The organism is Ornithinimicrobium sediminis, from assembly GCF_021272345.1.
Classification (GTDB): Bacteria; Actinomycetota; Actinomycetes; order Actinomycetales; family Dermatophilaceae; genus Ornithinicoccus; species Ornithinicoccus sediminis_B.
On the sequence record NZ_JAJSDQ010000004.1, the window covers coordinates 36,929 to 51,835 of the forward strand.

Annotated in this window: 12 protein-coding genes; 9 read left to right on the plus strand and 3 right to left on the minus strand. The window is 70.2% G+C overall.

Annotated features, from left to right (window positions below; all coding sequences use genetic code 11):
• Positions 1-53 precede the first annotated feature (53 nt).
• The 4 genes from LVO85_RS10350 to LVO85_RS10365 all read left to right on the plus strand — a co-directional run bounded on the left by LVO85_RS10350 (position 54) and on the right by LVO85_RS10365 (position 2,941).
• Positions 54-614: a YdeI/OmpD-associated family protein gene (locus tag LVO85_RS10350; protein WP_269813331.1), complete on the plus strand. Its 561-nt coding sequence runs from the start codon at positions 54-56 to the stop codon at positions 612-614.
• A 205-nt stretch (positions 615-819) separates the two neighbouring features.
• Positions 820-1,386, plus strand: a complete 567-nt coding sequence (locus LVO85_RS10355; protein WP_232747413.1) for an OsmC family protein — start codon at positions 820-822, stop codon at positions 1,384-1,386.
• A 36-nt stretch (positions 1,387-1,422) separates the two neighbouring features.
• The gene (locus tag LVO85_RS10360) at positions 1,423-2,028 is read left to right on the plus strand and encodes a hypothetical protein (protein ID WP_232747414.1); all 606 of its coding nucleotides are present in this window, start codon (positions 1,423-1,425) and stop codon (positions 2,026-2,028) included.
• Positions 2,029-2,149: 121 nt separating this feature from the next.
• Positions 2,150-2,941, plus strand: coding sequence for a methyltransferase domain-containing protein (locus LVO85_RS10365; RefSeq protein WP_232747415.1), 792 nt, complete (start codon positions 2,150-2,152; stop codon positions 2,939-2,941).
• A 36-nt stretch (positions 2,942-2,977) separates the two neighbouring features.
• On the opposite strand, the gene LVO85_RS10370 is transcribed toward LVO85_RS10365, so the two are convergent.
• The gene (locus LVO85_RS10370; RefSeq protein ID WP_232747416.1) at positions 2,978-4,483 is read right to left on the minus strand and encodes a winged helix-turn-helix domain-containing tetratricopeptide repeat protein; all 1,506 of its coding nucleotides are present in this window, start codon (positions 4,481-4,483) and stop codon (positions 2,978-2,980) included.
• Between the two features lie 239 nt (positions 4,484-4,722).
• Here LVO85_RS10370 and LVO85_RS10375 point away from each other — a divergent pair, with 239 nt between their 5' ends.
• A complete protein-coding gene (locus LVO85_RS10375) occupies positions 4,723-5,184 on the plus strand; it encodes a dienelactone hydrolase family protein (protein ID WP_232747417.1) in 462 nt (153 codons plus the stop codon).
• A 194-nt stretch (positions 5,185-5,378) separates the two neighbouring features.
• A complete protein-coding gene (locus tag LVO85_RS10380; RefSeq protein WP_232747418.1) occupies positions 5,379-5,834 on the plus strand; it encodes an N-acetyltransferase in 456 nt (151 codons plus the stop codon).
• A gap of 131 nt (positions 5,835-5,965) precedes the next feature.
• Here LVO85_RS10380 and LVO85_RS10385 read toward each other — a convergent pair whose 3' ends face one another.
• Complete coding sequence (locus LVO85_RS10385; protein WP_232747419.1) at positions 5,966-6,352, minus strand: GNAT family N-acetyltransferase; 387 nt, start codon at positions 6,350-6,352, stop codon at positions 5,966-5,968.
• A gap of 295 nt (positions 6,353-6,647) precedes the next feature.
• Between LVO85_RS10385 and LVO85_RS10390 the strand changes: the two genes are divergently transcribed.
• Positions 6,648-8,138 carry an alkyl/aryl-sulfatase gene (locus tag LVO85_RS10390; protein WP_232747420.1) on the plus strand — a complete coding sequence of 497 codons (1,491 nt, stop codon included), beginning with the start codon at positions 6,648-6,650 and terminating at the stop codon, positions 8,136-8,138.
• A 43-nt stretch (positions 8,139-8,181) separates the two neighbouring features.
• Positions 8,182-8,520, plus strand: a complete 339-nt coding sequence (locus LVO85_RS10395) for an alkyl sulfatase C-terminal domain-containing protein (protein ID WP_232747421.1) — start codon at positions 8,182-8,184, stop codon at positions 8,518-8,520.
• Positions 8,521-8,589: 69 nt separating this feature from the next.
• On the opposite strand, the gene LVO85_RS10400 is transcribed toward LVO85_RS10395, so the two are convergent.
• Positions 8,590-13,443: an nSTAND1 domain-containing NTPase gene (locus LVO85_RS10400; protein ID WP_232747422.1), complete on the minus strand. Its 4,854-nt coding sequence runs from the start codon at positions 13,441-13,443 to the stop codon at positions 8,590-8,592.
• Positions 13,444-13,995: 552 nt separating this feature from the next.
• Here LVO85_RS10400 and LVO85_RS10405 point away from each other — a divergent pair.
• Complete coding sequence (locus LVO85_RS10405; protein WP_232747423.1) at positions 13,996-14,187, plus strand: hypothetical protein; 192 nt, start codon at positions 13,996-13,998, stop codon at positions 14,185-14,187.
• Positions 14,188-14,907: the final 720 nt, after the last annotated feature.

The following is a 14,907-nucleotide window of genomic DNA, read 5'->3' on the forward strand; positions in this document are numbered from 1 at the left end:
CTGGGCCCGCAGGCACCGGTGCGGGCTCCCACCCGATGGAGGTCGTCGGCATCATGCCCCCAGCCACTCGAGGCGCGGATCTGGCACCTGTCGGGTTCAGGGCCGAGTTGTCCACCATCGACGACACCACCCTGGTGAGGTTGCCGACGTCGGCGAGCGAGCAGCTGCCGTCACGCGGGCAGGTGGCAGTGCGTGCGACGGTCGACGGCCACGGGTTCGAGACCGTCGTGGAGCCGGATGGACGCCGGGGCCACTGGATGCGCGTCGAGCAGGTGCTTCAGCGCGCGATTGGGGTCGGCCCTGGGGACACCGTCGAGCTGACCGTCGAGGTCGTGCCGGACTGGCCCGAACCGGACGTGCCCCCAGACCTCACCGCAGCCCTGAGCGAGGCACCCTCGAGGATCCGCGACGTGTGGGAGGACCTCACGCCGATGGCGCGGTGGGAGTGGGTCCGCTGGGTGCAGGCGACGAGAAACCCCGCCACACGGCAGAGACGGGTGGCGGCAAGCATCTCGAAGATGGACAGCGGGAAGCGGCGACCGTGCTGCTTCGACCTCGCATCGTGCACCGACCCGGAGCTGGCCAGAAGCGGCAAGCTGCGCGACCCGTCCTAGTCAGTCCGCCGGCCCGGCGACGCGAAGGCATATCGCCGATTCCACCGAGCGCGTCGCGGCTGGGGTCGCGCCCTTCTTGCTCTCGATGAGGCGGCTACACCGGTGCGCCACCCAGAGATCTCCAGACATCCTCCACCCTCCCTCCAAGGCTCGACGGGTGCCAGCGCGCACGCTGGAAGCACGCCTACACACAGAGAGGGACATCATGACCGGGACGACGAGCACAGCGACCTCGAACGGGATAGACGTCACGCAGCTGACCCAGACCGTGGAGGCTATCCAGGATGACTCTGACCTGGCGAACTTCCGGTTCCGGGCTCACAACGTCTGGGTGGACGGTGGCCACTCGCGCACCCGGGTCCAGCGTTTCTGGGGAGCGGGTGCGGAAGACACCTCGCGAGCCGAGCCCTTCGTCCTCGAGGGCGATGAGCCGCACGTCCTGCTAGGCACCGACCAGGCCCCGAACGCGGTCGAGGCGGTGCTGCACGCGCTGGCGTCGTGCCTTGCCGTGGGCATGGCCTACAACGCCGCCGCCCGAGGCATCACGATCCGCAGTCTCGAGTTCGACCTCGAGGGTGAGCTCGACCTGCACGGTTTCCTCGGGCTGTCGGCCGATACCCGAGCCGGCTACCAGCACGTCCGGGTGAGCTACCGGATCGACAGCGACGCGTCGAGAGACGTCATCGACGACCTGTGCGCTCATGTGCAGAGGACCTCCCCGGTCCTGGACATCCTGCGGAACCCCGTCGACGTCAGCATCACCCGAGCCTGACCACCACCCCTGGCACAGAACACGATTGGATGCGCGATGAGATCTCACTTCCTGACCTCGGCGCTTGCGGTTGCCGCGCTCGCCCTCGGGCAGACCGCGGCAGCATCGCCCGTGGGCTCACACGTGACAGACGTCGCAGGGCAGGGGCCCGGAGGCCCGGTCGTGTCCCCGGAAGGGGCCAGCCTGCAGCGCAACGACTCGGGCCTTTCGGTGAAGCTCACCATGGCCACACCGGCCCCGGGGACCTACACCTACCCGTCGGAGAGTGCCTTCCAGCCTGAAGGCGCCCGCCCCGGACATCCCGAGGCGTTCTCGCTGTGGGTCTTCGTCTACAACCACCCGGAGCTGTGTAGTGACGGGGTGTGCGACGCCAACGACCTCGGCGACACCCCAGCGCAGGGCGGTGCCTTCAACGGCGGCGGACACGTCGTCGGAGGTGGCGAGCTGAGGCTGGCCGGCAGGGTCACGGTCCACGACCAGCCCTTTGTAGGAGAGCCCGTGACCCGGCCGCGTTCTGCCGAGGTACACCTGGCTGTCGCCCCGCACGGCGAGCTGCAGCCAGATGTTCTTCCCGACCAGATCAGCACGCCGATCGGAACACCTGACCACTGGTGGCTCGCACAGTTCGCCGGGACCCCGTGACAGCGCGCAGCCCCAGCGACGCCGCAGACCACCACCCATGGAGCACCCGCACCGATGACAACGCCGTCACCATGGACCTGAGGGCCATGGACACGGGTGCCCGACCCACCAGGAGGAGACCATGAGCACGCAGAACGACACAGCGGTAGACGTCCACGAGCTCGACGCGAAGGTGCAGCAGATGTACACCGACGTCGCCCAGCACCCCGACGAGACGTTTCACTTCGAGACAGGCCGACAGCTGGCCGAGCGGCTCGGCTACCCGAGGGGACTCCTGGACGCCGTCCCGCAGGACGCGCTGGACTCGTTCGCCGGTGTCGGCTGGTTCTTCGACCTCGCAGAGCTCCAGCCGGGTGAGCGGGTCGTGGACTTCGGCAGCGGGTCAGGCACCGACACCTTCGCGGCCGGATCCTTGGTGGGTCCCACGGGCCGGGTGCGCGGGGTGGACTACACCGAAGCCCAGTGGGCGAAGGCCACCCGTCTTGCGCAGGAGTCCGGCACCAGCCAGGTCCACTTCCTGCAGGGGCGTATCGAACAGACGCCCTTCGACGACGCCTCGGCTGACTGTGTGATCTCCAACGGTGTCATCAACCTCATCGTGGACAAGCAGGCGGTGTTCTCCGAGGCCGCTCGCCTGCTGCGCCCGGGCGGACGCTTGGCGATCGCCGACATCGTCACCGAGCAGCAGCTCACCGAAGCCATCGTGAGCAACACCGACCTCTGGGCCTCCTGCATCGGCGGAGCCGCTCAGCACGAGGACTACCGCTCGATGATCGAGCGCGCAGGACTCGAGGTCCGACAGATGCGGGCCAACGACTATGGCTTCCTGTCCGACCAGGCCCAGGGCGCCACCGCTACCTACGGGGTCCGGTCGATGTCCGTGCTCGCGGTGAAGCCCGGCCAGACCCCCTGAACAGCTCGGCCAGGGGCGCCTGGGTGAGACCCGGCTTCACTCCGGCACCCCAGCGGATCGCAGCCCGGCCAGGTACAGCTCTCGTTGGTCGGTCCGCTTGAGATAGAACAGCTTGTGGTCTGCGTAGTCGACGGAGAACCCGGGGCACTGCTCGAGCAGGTCCGGGACCTCCGTCCTGGCCTGCGCAACGTGCCCGGACTGGGCCAGCGCCACCACCCGGTGGGCCGTCGTCCAGTACTGACAGTTGGGGATGGACGCTGCGCGCGTCGTCCAGTCGACGGCCTCCTCGAACCGGTGCGCGAAGAGGAACGCCAACGCCCCGTAGGTGCGGAACGCCCACAGCTGCGGGTCGTGGGATCCGAGGGCCACGGCATGCTCGAACTGTGCGATGGCCTCGGAGTAGCGGCCCTCGTAACAGAGCGAGTCGCCCATGCCGCAGTAGGCCGTGGCGAACGTCGGGTTGAGGTCCACGGCCCGCTCGTTGGTTGCCAGGGCTGCCTGGTACTCGCGGCGGGCGAGCTGGACCCGCCCGTGCAGCACATGGAAGACCGCGTTCTGGTCGTCGCTGCGCAGCGCTCGTTCGGTCGCCTGGATCGCATCGTCCAACAGATCCGTGGTGGGCTCGGTGTCCCAGTAGACCATCCCCAGGACGACGGCATACGCCCACCAGGCGTGTGCGTCGGCGAAGTCCGGCTCTCGCTCGCGGCAACGGTTCAGGAGACGTTGGGCCTCACCGTTGCCCTCCCGGGTGAACTGGAAGAAGCGATACGAACCCAGGTGGAACAGGTCCCAGGTCCCCAGGTCGGTCCGCGGAAGCCTGCTGCTGCGGTTGCGTTCGGCGTACCCCACTTCGGGCTCGACCGTGGCGACCAGCATGTCGGCCAGCTCGTCCAGCACGTCGAACAGATCCTGGAACGTGCGGTCGAAGTGGTCGCCCCATAGGCAGACCCCGGCGGCGGTGTCCGTGAGACTGGCGGAGACACGCAGCCGCTCTCCATCCAGCCGTATCGTCCCCTCCACCGCGTACCGGACACCGAGCTTCTCCCTCAGGTGCTCCACCACATCCGGGTGCCCGGCCAGGCGTGCCGTCGCTGCCCCGGTCAGCACCCGGAGCCAACGGTGCTTCGACAGCGCCGCGATCACGTCCTGGGTGAGGCCCCGTGCCACGTGGGCGTGTCGAGCCGCGGGGGAAAGGTCGACGAACGGCAGGACAGCCACCACGGGCCGGTCCTGGTCTGCCGGCGAGACAAGGCCGTCCTCGTCAGCGGAGGAGCTCTCCCGCGGTGGTTGCCCCGCGTCGGGCTCCTCCTGCACCGGCGCCACGAACCGGTATCCCTCCCCGTGCACGGTGCGCACCACCTGCTGGGTCTGACCGGTGTCGCCGGTCGCCCTGCGGATGGCCTTGATCTGGCTGCTGACAGCCGACTCGCTGACGAAGTGGTTGCCCCACACGGCGTCGAGCAGCTCTTCCTTGCCGACGAGCCGTCCACGGTGGGCCACGAGGTGCATCAGCACTCTCAGGGCCTGTGGCTCGATAGGCACAACTTGACCCGCCCGACGCAGTTCGAACTGGTCCCGGTCGAGCACGCAATCTCCGAATCGGAGCACCACCTCTCGAACGTATCATCGCCTCGCCGTGCGGCAGGTGGTCCTCCGCCGAGCGCACCCGGCCTGGTCACCTCCGGCGATCCTGTCCTGCCGCAGGCGGCGCGCAGCATCACCCGCGCGGGGGTCCTGCCGTCCATATCCTGGGACCAGTCGGACGAGAGGGGTGAGCGACGATGGCCGAGGTAGTCCTGTTCCACCACGTCCAGGGGCTGACCGCAGGGGTGGTGTCCTTCGCCGAGGAGCTCCGTCGGGCAGGTCACACCGTGCACACGCCGGACCTCTTCGACGGGCGCGCCTTCGCGACGATCGAGGAGGGCATGGCCCATGCCGGCGAGGTCGGCTTCGGCGACCTTCTCGAGCGTGGCGTGGCCGCAGCCGAGTCCCTGGCACCGAACGGGACGGTCTATGCCGGCTTCTCCCTCGGCGCGATGCCGGCCCAGCAGCTCGCACAGACCCGAGCGGACGCACGTGGCGCGTTGCTGTTCCACGCCTGCCTGCCGGTCTCCGAGTTCGGCGAGCAGTGGCCGGCCGGGGTCCCCGTCCAGGTGCACGGTATGGACGCCGACCGGTACTTCGCCGAAGCAACGTCGAAGGAGGAACAGTCCTCCTCTCGGGCGAGCGCTCGAGCCCGCTGAAGTCGGGAGCGCACGGGCCGGCGCAACCATGGCCAGCGACCGGGTGCCGATAGCGATCAACCCGTACCAGAGGCCGACCAACGCCCTTCCCGCAAGCAGTGCTGCGCGTCCGTAAGCAGTGCTGCGCGTCCGTACCGACAGCTCCGGCAGAGCCATGCCTCGATCGCTGTCCTCGTCCTCGGTAACGTTCGACCATGACCTCCGAGGACTTCGTGCCCTCCGGGTTCGTGCCGCCGACCTCCCTGGTGAAAGAGCACTTCCGGCTCGAACCCCTCGGCCCGCAGCACAACGAGGCCGACCATGCCGCGTGGATGTCGAGCGTCGAGCACATCCGAGCAACCCCGGGATACCCGGACGGTGACTGGCCTCCTGTCGACGGCCTGACGCTTGAGGAGAACCTCGACGACCTGCAGCGCCACGCCTCCGACTTCGCCGGCAGGAGAGGCTTCACCTTCACCGTCCTGGATCCGGACGAGCACGTCATCGGCTGCGTCTACCTCTACCCCACCTCGTCGGAGCACTTCGATGTGACGGCCCAGTCGTGGGTGCGGGCCACGAGTGCGCACCTCGACGCACCGCTCGCCGACGTCGTCGCCCGCTGGCTGGCGACGGACTGGCCCTGGGAGCGCATCGACCGCTGCGGACGCTGACCGCGGGGGGCAGACCGTTGGCTGACGTTGGTGCGCGCGGAACAGCCGTCCTTCGAAGACGCCCGCGGAGATCTGCGCTCTGAGGCACCTGTCACGGATGCAGCCCGACTGACGCCGGCGCGGACAAGGCGCTAGTCCCTGATGACCCGCCACATCCCCAGCATCTCGTGAGCCTCCCAGCCCAGGCTCCGGTAGAGCCTTTCTGCGGCCGAGGTCGCGAAGAGCCCGAGGAAGCAGTGTCCCGGCGCCTGTTGCCTCACCATGTCGACCAGTCCCTCGACGATGGTGCGGCCCAGCCCGCGGCCTTGATGGTCGGGATGCCCGACGACGTCCTGGATGTAGAAGTAGAACGCGCCGTCCCCGACGACCCGGCCCATCCCGACGAGCTCTCCGCCGCCGTGGTGGACGACGACGCCGCAGGTCGATCCGGTCAGCGACGCGGGCACGGCCTGCCACCAGAAGGCGTCGCCCCAGCCGACGGACTCAGACAGCTCCCGGTGCTCCTCAGTCGTGGGCATCCGGGGCGTGACGGTGTACGACATACGGGCCTCCGGAGTGCGGGTCTTGGGGGGCGGGTCGGGGACCAGCGCAGTATGTCGTGGGGCGCAGGCTCCAGCGCGCTCGGGTTCAACGACGAGCGACAGTGCCGACGACCACGGTGGCACTGCAGAGCTGCCCACGAACGGCGACTCGACCTGTGCGTGCTTGCCCGTGGCACCTGGAGGCCTTGAGTGGCTAGCATGTCGGGCACCGAACGGGGAGCCGACCTGCGCCGGCGGTCCCGTCGCAGCAACGGTGAGGGATGGGGACTGCATGGACCAGAACGAGCCTTCGGCGTTCATCGCGGCGGCCAACGCCGCTCTCGTCGACTCACTCCCGTTCGCCGACGCCACTGACTTCGATGACGCTGCGCGGGGCCTGCTGGGCAGACTGGAGCCCGGTGTCGTCCAGAACGCAGAGGGACAGGCCGTGTGGGATGCCGATGCCTACGCGTTCATCACCGGCGAGGCACCGGCCTCGGTCAACCCCAGCCTGTGGCGCCAGTCCCAGCTCGCCGCACAACAGGGGCTCTACGAGGTGGTCGAGGGTCTCTACCAGGTGCGCGGGCTGGACCTGTCGAACATGACGGTCGTCGAAGGCGACACCGGTGTCATCGTCATCGACCCGTTGATCTCCACAGAGACAGCATCGGCCGCCCTCGACCTGTACCGGCGCCACCGCGGCGACCGACCCGTGGTGGCTGTGATCTACACGCACAGCCACGTCGACCACTTCGGGGGCGTGTTCGGCGTGGCCAGCCAGGCAGACGTGGACGCCGGCCGCGTGGAGGTCATCGCCCCGGAGGGGTTCACCGAGCACGCGGTCGCCGAGAACGTCTACGCCGGCACCGCGATGGCCCGGCGGGCCGGGTACATGTACGGAGCGGCGTTGGCCAAGGGCCCGCGCGGCCAGGTCGGCGCAGGTCTGGGGCAGACCACGTCCAAGGGCGAGGTGGGCCTGATCGTGCCCACGGTCGACATCCGTGAGACGGGTCAGACGCGCACCGTCGACGGGGTCGAGATCGAGTTCCAGATGGCTCCCGGCACCGAGGCCCCGGCCGAGATGCACTTCTACTTCCCGCGCTTCCGTGCCTTGTGCATGGCGGAGAACGCCACACACACGCAGCACAACCTGCTGACCCTGCGCGGTGCGCTCGTGCGTGACCCTCACATGTGGTCGACCTACCTCACCGAGGCCATCGAGCTGTTCGGGTCGCGCACGGACGTCGCGTTCGCCTCCCACCACTGGCCCACCTGGGGAGGCGACCGCGTGGTGGCCTACCTGGCGACCCAGCGTGACCTCTACGCCTACCTGCACGACCAGACCCTGCGGCTGCTCAACCAAGGCCACACCGGCACCGAGATCGCCGAGATGATCGAGCTGCCGCCCACGCTGACCCGTGCGTGGCGCACACGGGGCTACTACGGCTCGGTCAGCCACAACGTGAAGGCGATCTACCAGCGCTACATGGGCTGGTTCGACGGCAACCCGGCACGCCTGTGGCCGCACCCCCCGGCCGCCATCGCCCAGCGCTACGTCGATGCCATCGGCGGTCTCGACCGGGTCGTCGAGCTCGCCCAGACCGCCTACGACACCGGTGACTACCGGTGGGCGGCGACGCTGCTCGACCACGCCATCTTCACCGACGAGCACCACGCGGCGGCCCGCGCCCTCTACGCTGACACGCTCGAGCAGCTCAGCTACGGCTCCGAGAACGGCATCTGGCGCAAACTTCTTCCTCTCCGGGGCGACCGAGCTGCGTGAGGGCAGCTTCGGCACCCCCGCAGCCACCAGCCCACCCAGCCTCTTGGCTCAGCTGACTCCCGAACAGCTCTTCGACTCCATCGCCATCACGGTCGACGGTCCCCGTGCCTGGGACCTGGACCTCGCGCTGGACGTCACCCTCACCGACGTCGGCACCACCCACCACCTCACCCTGCGACACGGCGTTCTCATCCACGTCCCCCGCAGCGCAGGCGGTGCAACACCCACGCACGTCACCCTCACCAAGGGAAGGCTGCTCGCGCTGCTCGCCGGCGACCTCGACAGCCCCGGCATCCAGACCACCGGGGACCCCACCGTCCTGCTGTCCCTGCTCGACGCGCTGGACGGCGTCGACCCCTCGTTCGACATCGTCACCCCCTGACCGGCCGCTACACCGCGAGCCGGCTGTCGGCGCCGACGGCCACTCTCACCCCCGTGACGCACTGACCACTCACCCGTCCACCCGCTCCAAGGGCCGGCTCGTCCATGTCAGGCGCTCCCACCACGGCCCGACGAACCCGTCGGGCGACAGATGGAGCTGGTCCCCGTCCAGCCGGTAGGAGGCCTCGAACAGGGTGTACGGACTGCACACGCTCCCCCGTTCGGCGGTCAGCCGGAGGATGTCGTCCCGCACCGAGAGGCTGCCGACACAGTCCGGCTCCACCGCTCCGGAGCGCGAGAGCTCGTAGCGAACACCGGTGAAGGTCAGGGTGTAGTCGCCGGCCATCTCCTCCGCCCGCGCCAGCACCTCCTCCGCAGCCCAGTCGTCCTTCCCCACGGCCAACGCCTGACCCACACCGTCGACGTACGCCCCGTGCAGGTCCTCGACCGCCCAGGAGAGCCTGAAGGTGCCTGCGACCGTGACCGGGTCGTCGTCGCCTGGCTGCGGCCCACGCAGCTCGGCCAGGACGGGGCACGTGTTGTCGAAGCCGTAGGTCGTGCACTCCGACCGGGTGTAACCGCGGGTCAACGAGGTGCGCACACGGTCCAGCAGCCGGTCGGGGTCGACCTCGAGGATGATGACGCCGCCCTCTCGTCTGGCGACCGCGACCGCGTCCTCACCGACCCACGCCAACGCCTGGAAGTGGACGTCGCCGAAGGGGGCCTCGTGGACCAGGGCGCCGGAGGTGAGGTCCCAGACGCGGACCCTGCCGTCCAAGCCTGCCGTGGCCAACCTCGTGCCACCGGGGTCCACGGACCCCGACCGTAGCGAGCCGTCGTGCACGTTGCGCACGGTGCGGGTCACCTCGAGCGTCAAGGGGTCCAGCCAGTGGAGGGTGGCTCCCACGTTGTTCGACATCATGCGTCCCATGGCGATCAGCTCCCCGTCGGCGGACCACCCGGCGAGGCCGACCTCGTCGTTCTCGACCTGCACGGACGCATCGCTCTCCCAGGTGGCGGTGTCCAGGAGCAGCACCTGCCCGTCTCTCAGCGAAACGACGAGCTCGGAGGAGTCCGGTGTGAAGAGGACATCATGCGAGGTCTGCGCGAGGTCCACCGTCTGCCCACGCGTGTCCGGCTCCACCGGATAGCCCGCGTGGACCAGCTCGCCCGTCGTTGCGTCCCACACGGCCACCCCCGACTGGTTGATGGCGACAGCGATGTACCGACCGTCCGGAGACCAGTCGGTCTGCCACGCGTACGCGGCGAACGGCCTGCCCGGGAACGTGACGCACAGCCCGAGATTTGAGCCTAGCGCCGCCCCGGAGCTCGGGAAGAGCCAGTAAGGACACGTTCCTTCGAGCTCGGTCACCACCTCGCCGGTCCGGGTGTCACGGACGACGAGCCCTACCCCGAACGGCTCCGGTCCTCCCGGATAGTTCACACCTGTGCCGTCCTGACGCACCCACCGGCTGCCGTCGGGGGAGAGCGCGACGTCCTGGGCCATGTGCCCGGCGACCTCGAAGGTCCGCTCGCCGGTGGCGACGGCGTGACCGAACGTCGTCATGGTGTCTGCCCCCTCGCAGATGAGGGTGAAGGTCAGGAGGCCGGCCGCGGTGGAGGCTTTCAGCGTGTCGGCCAGCAAGAAGCCGGGGCACGTCTCCACCTCGCCGAGCTCCCCGCGCAGGGTGGTGTCGACGACGTGCACCCCACCGCCTTCCCGTGCGACGGCGAACACTCCCGCCCGGGAGGTGGCCACCGCCCCGCCCCCCGCGCCCTGGACGACCTGGACCTCTCGTCCGGTGCGGACGTCCCACTGCCGGATCGTCCCGTCGAAGCCGCTCGTCACCATCGTCTCGCTCCCGGGAACGAGACGCGCGGCACCGACCGGGCCGTTGTGACCGTTATAGGTGGCGAGCAGTTCGCCGGACTCGACATCCCACACCTCCATCGGTTCGGAGGCGACGACCACGAACGACCCGTCGGCGGCCATCGCCCAGACCTGCGGCGAGGGTGTGTCCCCTCGCAGGAGCTGCTCGCCCGTCACGACGTCGACGACAACGAACCCCGGTGCGTCCCATGTGCCGTAGGCGGCCGTGCGGCCGTCCTCGCTGAGCGCGGCTGCCTCCGCCCAGTGCATCGGCTCCCCGAGGACGGTCTGCTCGCCAGACTCCCGGTCCACGAGGATGGGGTCGGCTCCTCTGGTCTCGCTCCAGTAGGAGGCGCAACCGTTGTTGCCACCGTCGTGCGGGGCCCGCGCCAGCAGCGTCGTGTCGGTGACGGCGACGACCACACCGCCGCAGGGACCGAGGTCGAGCCGATCGACGACGTCACCGGTCTCGGCGTCCCACAGGTAGCCGCCGAGCAGGCCGGAGGGCGGCTCCTCATCCGTCCCCCGGTCCCACCCCGCACGATCCCCCTGGTGGGGCTCCCACAGGACGCCCCCGGCGACGAGCTCCCCGTCCGGCGAGAAGGAAGGGTGGACGAGGTAGGCGGCGTCGTGGCCGGGTCCGGTCGGGACCTCGTAGGACCAGACCCGTTCGCCGGTGAGGGGGTCGATGACCTCCAGCGACTTCGCGCCGTCGTCGAACCACGCCCCCGACATGGCCAGGAGGTCCCCGTCGGGGTGGAGCGCCAGACCGCTGGGTCCGTCCCACGGCAGGGTGTGCCTGGCCACGGTGTCGCCCGCCGCCCACACCTGGTGCAGCACCCGCGTCGTCTCCACGCTCATCGGCGCGGTCGTGGCGGCCGAGACGGCCAGCAGCGCGGCCAGGCCGGGGTCCCGGTCGAGCTCGCCGACCGCCGACGCAGCCAGCTCGTGCGCCCGCGCCCGCAGCGCCTCCGCTTCGGCGACCGTGGCCTGCGCGTCCGCCCTGTCCGCCTGACGGAAGGCGAACGCGCCCACGACAACGGCCACCAACGCCAAGGCGGCGACTCCCGCGACGAGTGCGCGCAGCCGCCGGTTCACCTGCGTCTGCCGCTGCGCCTCGTCGCGTTCCTTCTGCACCGCGGAACGGTATGAGGTCTCGCTCGCCTCCAGGAACTCCCGCTCGGTGGCGTTCAGGTCCGTGGCGGACTGCTCGCGCCACTCCAACGCCCGGGCCAGACGCGCGCCACGGTAGAGCTCGGAGGACGGCCGGCCCATGGCGTCCCACGCCTCGGCAGAGGCAGTGAGATGCCGCCAGATCCGATGCCCCTCCACGTCGTCGACCAGCCACTCCCTCAGCCGCGGCCACGCCCGGGCCAGGCTCTCGTGGGCGATCTCGACGACACCGTCGTCGCTGGTCACCAGCCGTGCCTGCACGAGAGTCTCGATCATCTCCTCGTGCGCCGCGTCGGTGGCCACCGACCGGCGGGGCACCCTGGACCGGACTGCTTCGCCCTCCGGAGTGGGGGTGACCAGCCGCAGCAGCAGGTCGCGCAGCACGCGGTGCTGCCCGGCGGGCATCTGCTCATAGACCGCGTCGGCCGTCTGGGCCACCGCTCCCCGGATCCCTCCGGTGGACTGGTAGCCGGCGACCGTCAGGGTCGAACCCTCGCGACGGGTCCACGTCTGCCGCAGGGCGTGCGACAGGAGTGGCAGCGACCCCGGTTCGCCCTCCACCTCGCGCACCAGGAGGTCGACCAGACCGGCTTCGAACAGCAACCCGGCCTGGCGGGCGGGCGCCTCGATCGCCTCGCGCAGCCCGTCGGCGTCCAGACCCGCCAGCAGGTAGAACCCCCGCTCCAGGATCCGGGTGAACTCCGGGTGAGGGCCGAACTCCCCCAGCTTGTCGGCGCGCAGGGCGAGCACCACGTGTGCCCGGTCGGCGTAGTCGGCGACGGCACGGAGGAAGGCCGTGCGCTCCTGCTCGTCGTCGCACAACGTGACGACCTCCTCCACCTGGTCCACCACGAGCACCGCGTCACCCTCCGTCGGGACCTGCGTCCAGACGTCGAGGGGCCGGGCGCCCGGGGTGATGACGACCACGCCCTTGCCCGTCCGCTGCACAGCCGCGGCGATCCCTGCCCGCACCAGCGAGGACTTGCCCGACCCGCTGGGTCCGACCACAGCCAGGACTCCCGAGCCCGCAAGCCGGTCCAGTCCCTCCTCGATCTGGCGGGCGCGCCCGAAGAAGCTCTCGGCGTCATCCACGTCGTAGGGCACCAGCCCCTGGTAGGGACATGCTGACGTCGAGACGGGGGTCTCGGGCACGGTGAGCGACTCGTCCTGCCGGAGGATCGCCTGCTCCGTCGCTACCAGCTCAGGGCCGGGGTCCACCCCCAGCTCGTCCGCGAGGACCCGCCGCGCCCGGCGCAACGCCTCGAGCGCATCGCCCTGACGGCCAGCCTGGTAGAGGGCCAGGGCCCACAGGGTCCACCGGTGCTCCCGCAGCGGCGCCTGCGAGACCCTTGCCTGGGCCTCCGCCAGCGCCTCCTCGCCCCGACCGGTTCCCAGCGCCGCTTCCAGCCTCAGCTCCTCCGCGGACAGGCGGACCTCGGAGAGCCGCTCGGCCTCCACCCGCGCCGGTTCCCAGGTCTCGAGCTCGGGCCAGGGTTCGCCGGCCCACAGGCTCAACGCCTCGTCCACGCTGTAGGCGGCCCGATCCGGCTCCCCGAGCGACAAGAGCTCGCGGGCCCGCCCCACGAGCCGTTCGAACCGGGCCACGTCCACCGCCTCGGACGGCACCTGGAGACGGTAGCCATGACCTTGGGTCTCGATCGCGTCCCGGCCCAGCTCCCGGCGCAGGCGGACCACACACCCCTGGACCACCTTGGACCAGGACGGCGGCGGGTCACCGTCCCAGAGTGCCTCGGCCAGGGCGTCGGAGGTCACGACCTCACCCAGCCGGACCACGAGCGCCGCAAGGACGACCCGGTCGCGGGGACCGAGCCCGGCGGGCTGGTCCCCCAGCCTGACGCCCCCCAGCACCCGTATGTCCATCCATCGATGGTCCTCCCGCTGCAACCGCAGCGTCAACGGCGCTGTTACCGAGCTGATACCGGTGTGACGCCGCGCCGATACCGCTGGCTCGCACGGTGGGTCCATCGGGGCCGTAGGGGCTCCGTCACAGCACCGGAAGGACCGGACCCATGAACACCACCCGTGAACGCACCACCCTTCTCGTGACCGTCCTGCTCGCTGGCGCCGTCGGACTCGGCGGTTGCGGCGACGACTCCGACGGGTCACCACCACCGCCGCAGGCCGCCGCGGCAGAGCCGGCGCAGCAGGCCCCGCACACTCTCGACGCGGACAGCTGTCACCTCCCGGCGATGACCCTCCGCGCCCTTCGGGGGATCCATCCCACCGCCGGCCTGGAGGTGCCTCCGGCCTCCCTCCGCGCTCGGATCGCAGACCAGTCCTCCGGTCAGCCCTCACGGACCGGGCAGCAGTACGACGTTACCGAGCCCGTAGACCGGTTCTCCCGTCACGTGGAGTGATCCCACCACCCGCCACGAACCCATGACGAAACCACCTACCCAGAGGAGACACATCATGCAGCACCTCGACCTCATGGCCGCCCAGAGCATGGCCCGGGAACGGGAGCGCCAGACGCAGGCCGACCTGCTCCACCGCGAGTCTGCGCGGCGCCGGACGCCGAACGGCGTGCCTGTCGAGCCCGCACCCCGCTCCTGGTGGCGCGACGTCCTCGTCAGGTTGCGTCTTGTCAACGCCCCCCTGCACTGACCGCTCTTCAGCAACCTCACCGACCCAGGGGACAGAACCCGACGTGCCCTGCCGATTCACCGCCGGTCACCCGATGCGGCCGTCACAGGCTGAGGACGCCGGGGGTGACCGGCAGGGACCTCGGACCCGCCTCCAGGTCTGCACAGTTGCGTCCGGCCAGAGCGGCGCGGTGGGGGCGACGATGTGGCCGGCGTTGAAGAGAGCTTCCCCTGCTCTGCCCTGGTGCACCGTCTGGTGGTGAGCCTTGAGGGGAAGCGCGTTGCCGCTGGCCAGATCGATGCACGTGCGGAAGCCAACCACCCCCGCCCATCGGGGAGGGCGGGGCTGCTGCCGTGTCCGCGCTGCCCGTCTCAGCCACGGGTGGGGCGACCGACCTGCCAGACGATGAGCGACACGAGTAGTGCAGCGGCGACGAGCGCCACGGCAGTGCCCCGACCGGCGAGGCGGCGGCGCACTACGACCCCGAGCTGCTCAGCCTCTCCCAGCACCAGATGGCCTCCAACGTCCCCACCCTTGAGGAGCGGGCCGTGCTGCGCCCTCTCCCGGCAGGTTGCTGATGCGTGCACCCATCCGTACGCCACCGTGGGTGCGGGGGACGTGGCCGACCATGTGCCCCCGCGCGTGCAGGTCATACCTCGGCGGTGCATCCGGAATGGCAAGGACGTCGCAGGATCTCCCCGATGGCCAGCCAGCGGCCGCGCTGACGCTCATGTCCGCACA

Bases quoted from the DNA above. Each gene is read 5' to 3' on its own strand.
- LVO85_RS10350 (WP_269813331.1), top strand. From the start codon at position 54: ATGCCCCCAGCCACTCGAGGCGCGGATCTGGCACCTGTCGGGTTCAGG.
- LVO85_RS10355 (WP_232747413.1), top strand. From the start codon at position 820: ATGACCGGGACGACGAGCACAGCGACCTCGAACGGGATAGACGTCACG.
- LVO85_RS10360 (WP_232747414.1), top strand. From the start codon at position 1,423: ATGAGATCTCACTTCCTGACCTCGGCGCTTGCGGTTGCCGCGCTCGCC.
- LVO85_RS10365 (WP_232747415.1), top strand. From the start codon at position 2,150: ATGAGCACGCAGAACGACACAGCGGTAGACGTCCACGAGCTCGACGCG.
- LVO85_RS10375 (WP_232747417.1), top strand. From the start codon at position 4,723: ATGGCCGAGGTAGTCCTGTTCCACCACGTCCAGGGGCTGACCGCAGGG.
- LVO85_RS10380 (WP_232747418.1), top strand. From the start codon at position 5,379: ATGACCTCCGAGGACTTCGTGCCCTCCGGGTTCGTGCCGCCGACCTCC.
- LVO85_RS10385 (WP_232747419.1), bottom strand. From the start codon at position 6,352: ATGCCCACGACTGAGGAGCACCGGGAGCTGTCTGAGTCCGTCGGCTGG.
- LVO85_RS10390 (WP_232747420.1), top strand. From the start codon at position 6,648: ATGGACCAGAACGAGCCTTCGGCGTTCATCGCGGCGGCCAACGCCGCT.
- LVO85_RS10400 (WP_232747422.1), bottom strand. From the start codon at position 13,443: ATGGACATACGGGTGCTGGGGGGCGTCAGGCTGGGGGACCAGCCCGCC.
- LVO85_RS10405 (WP_232747423.1), top strand. From the start codon at position 13,996: ATGCAGCACCTCGACCTCATGGCCGCCCAGAGCATGGCCCGGGAACGG.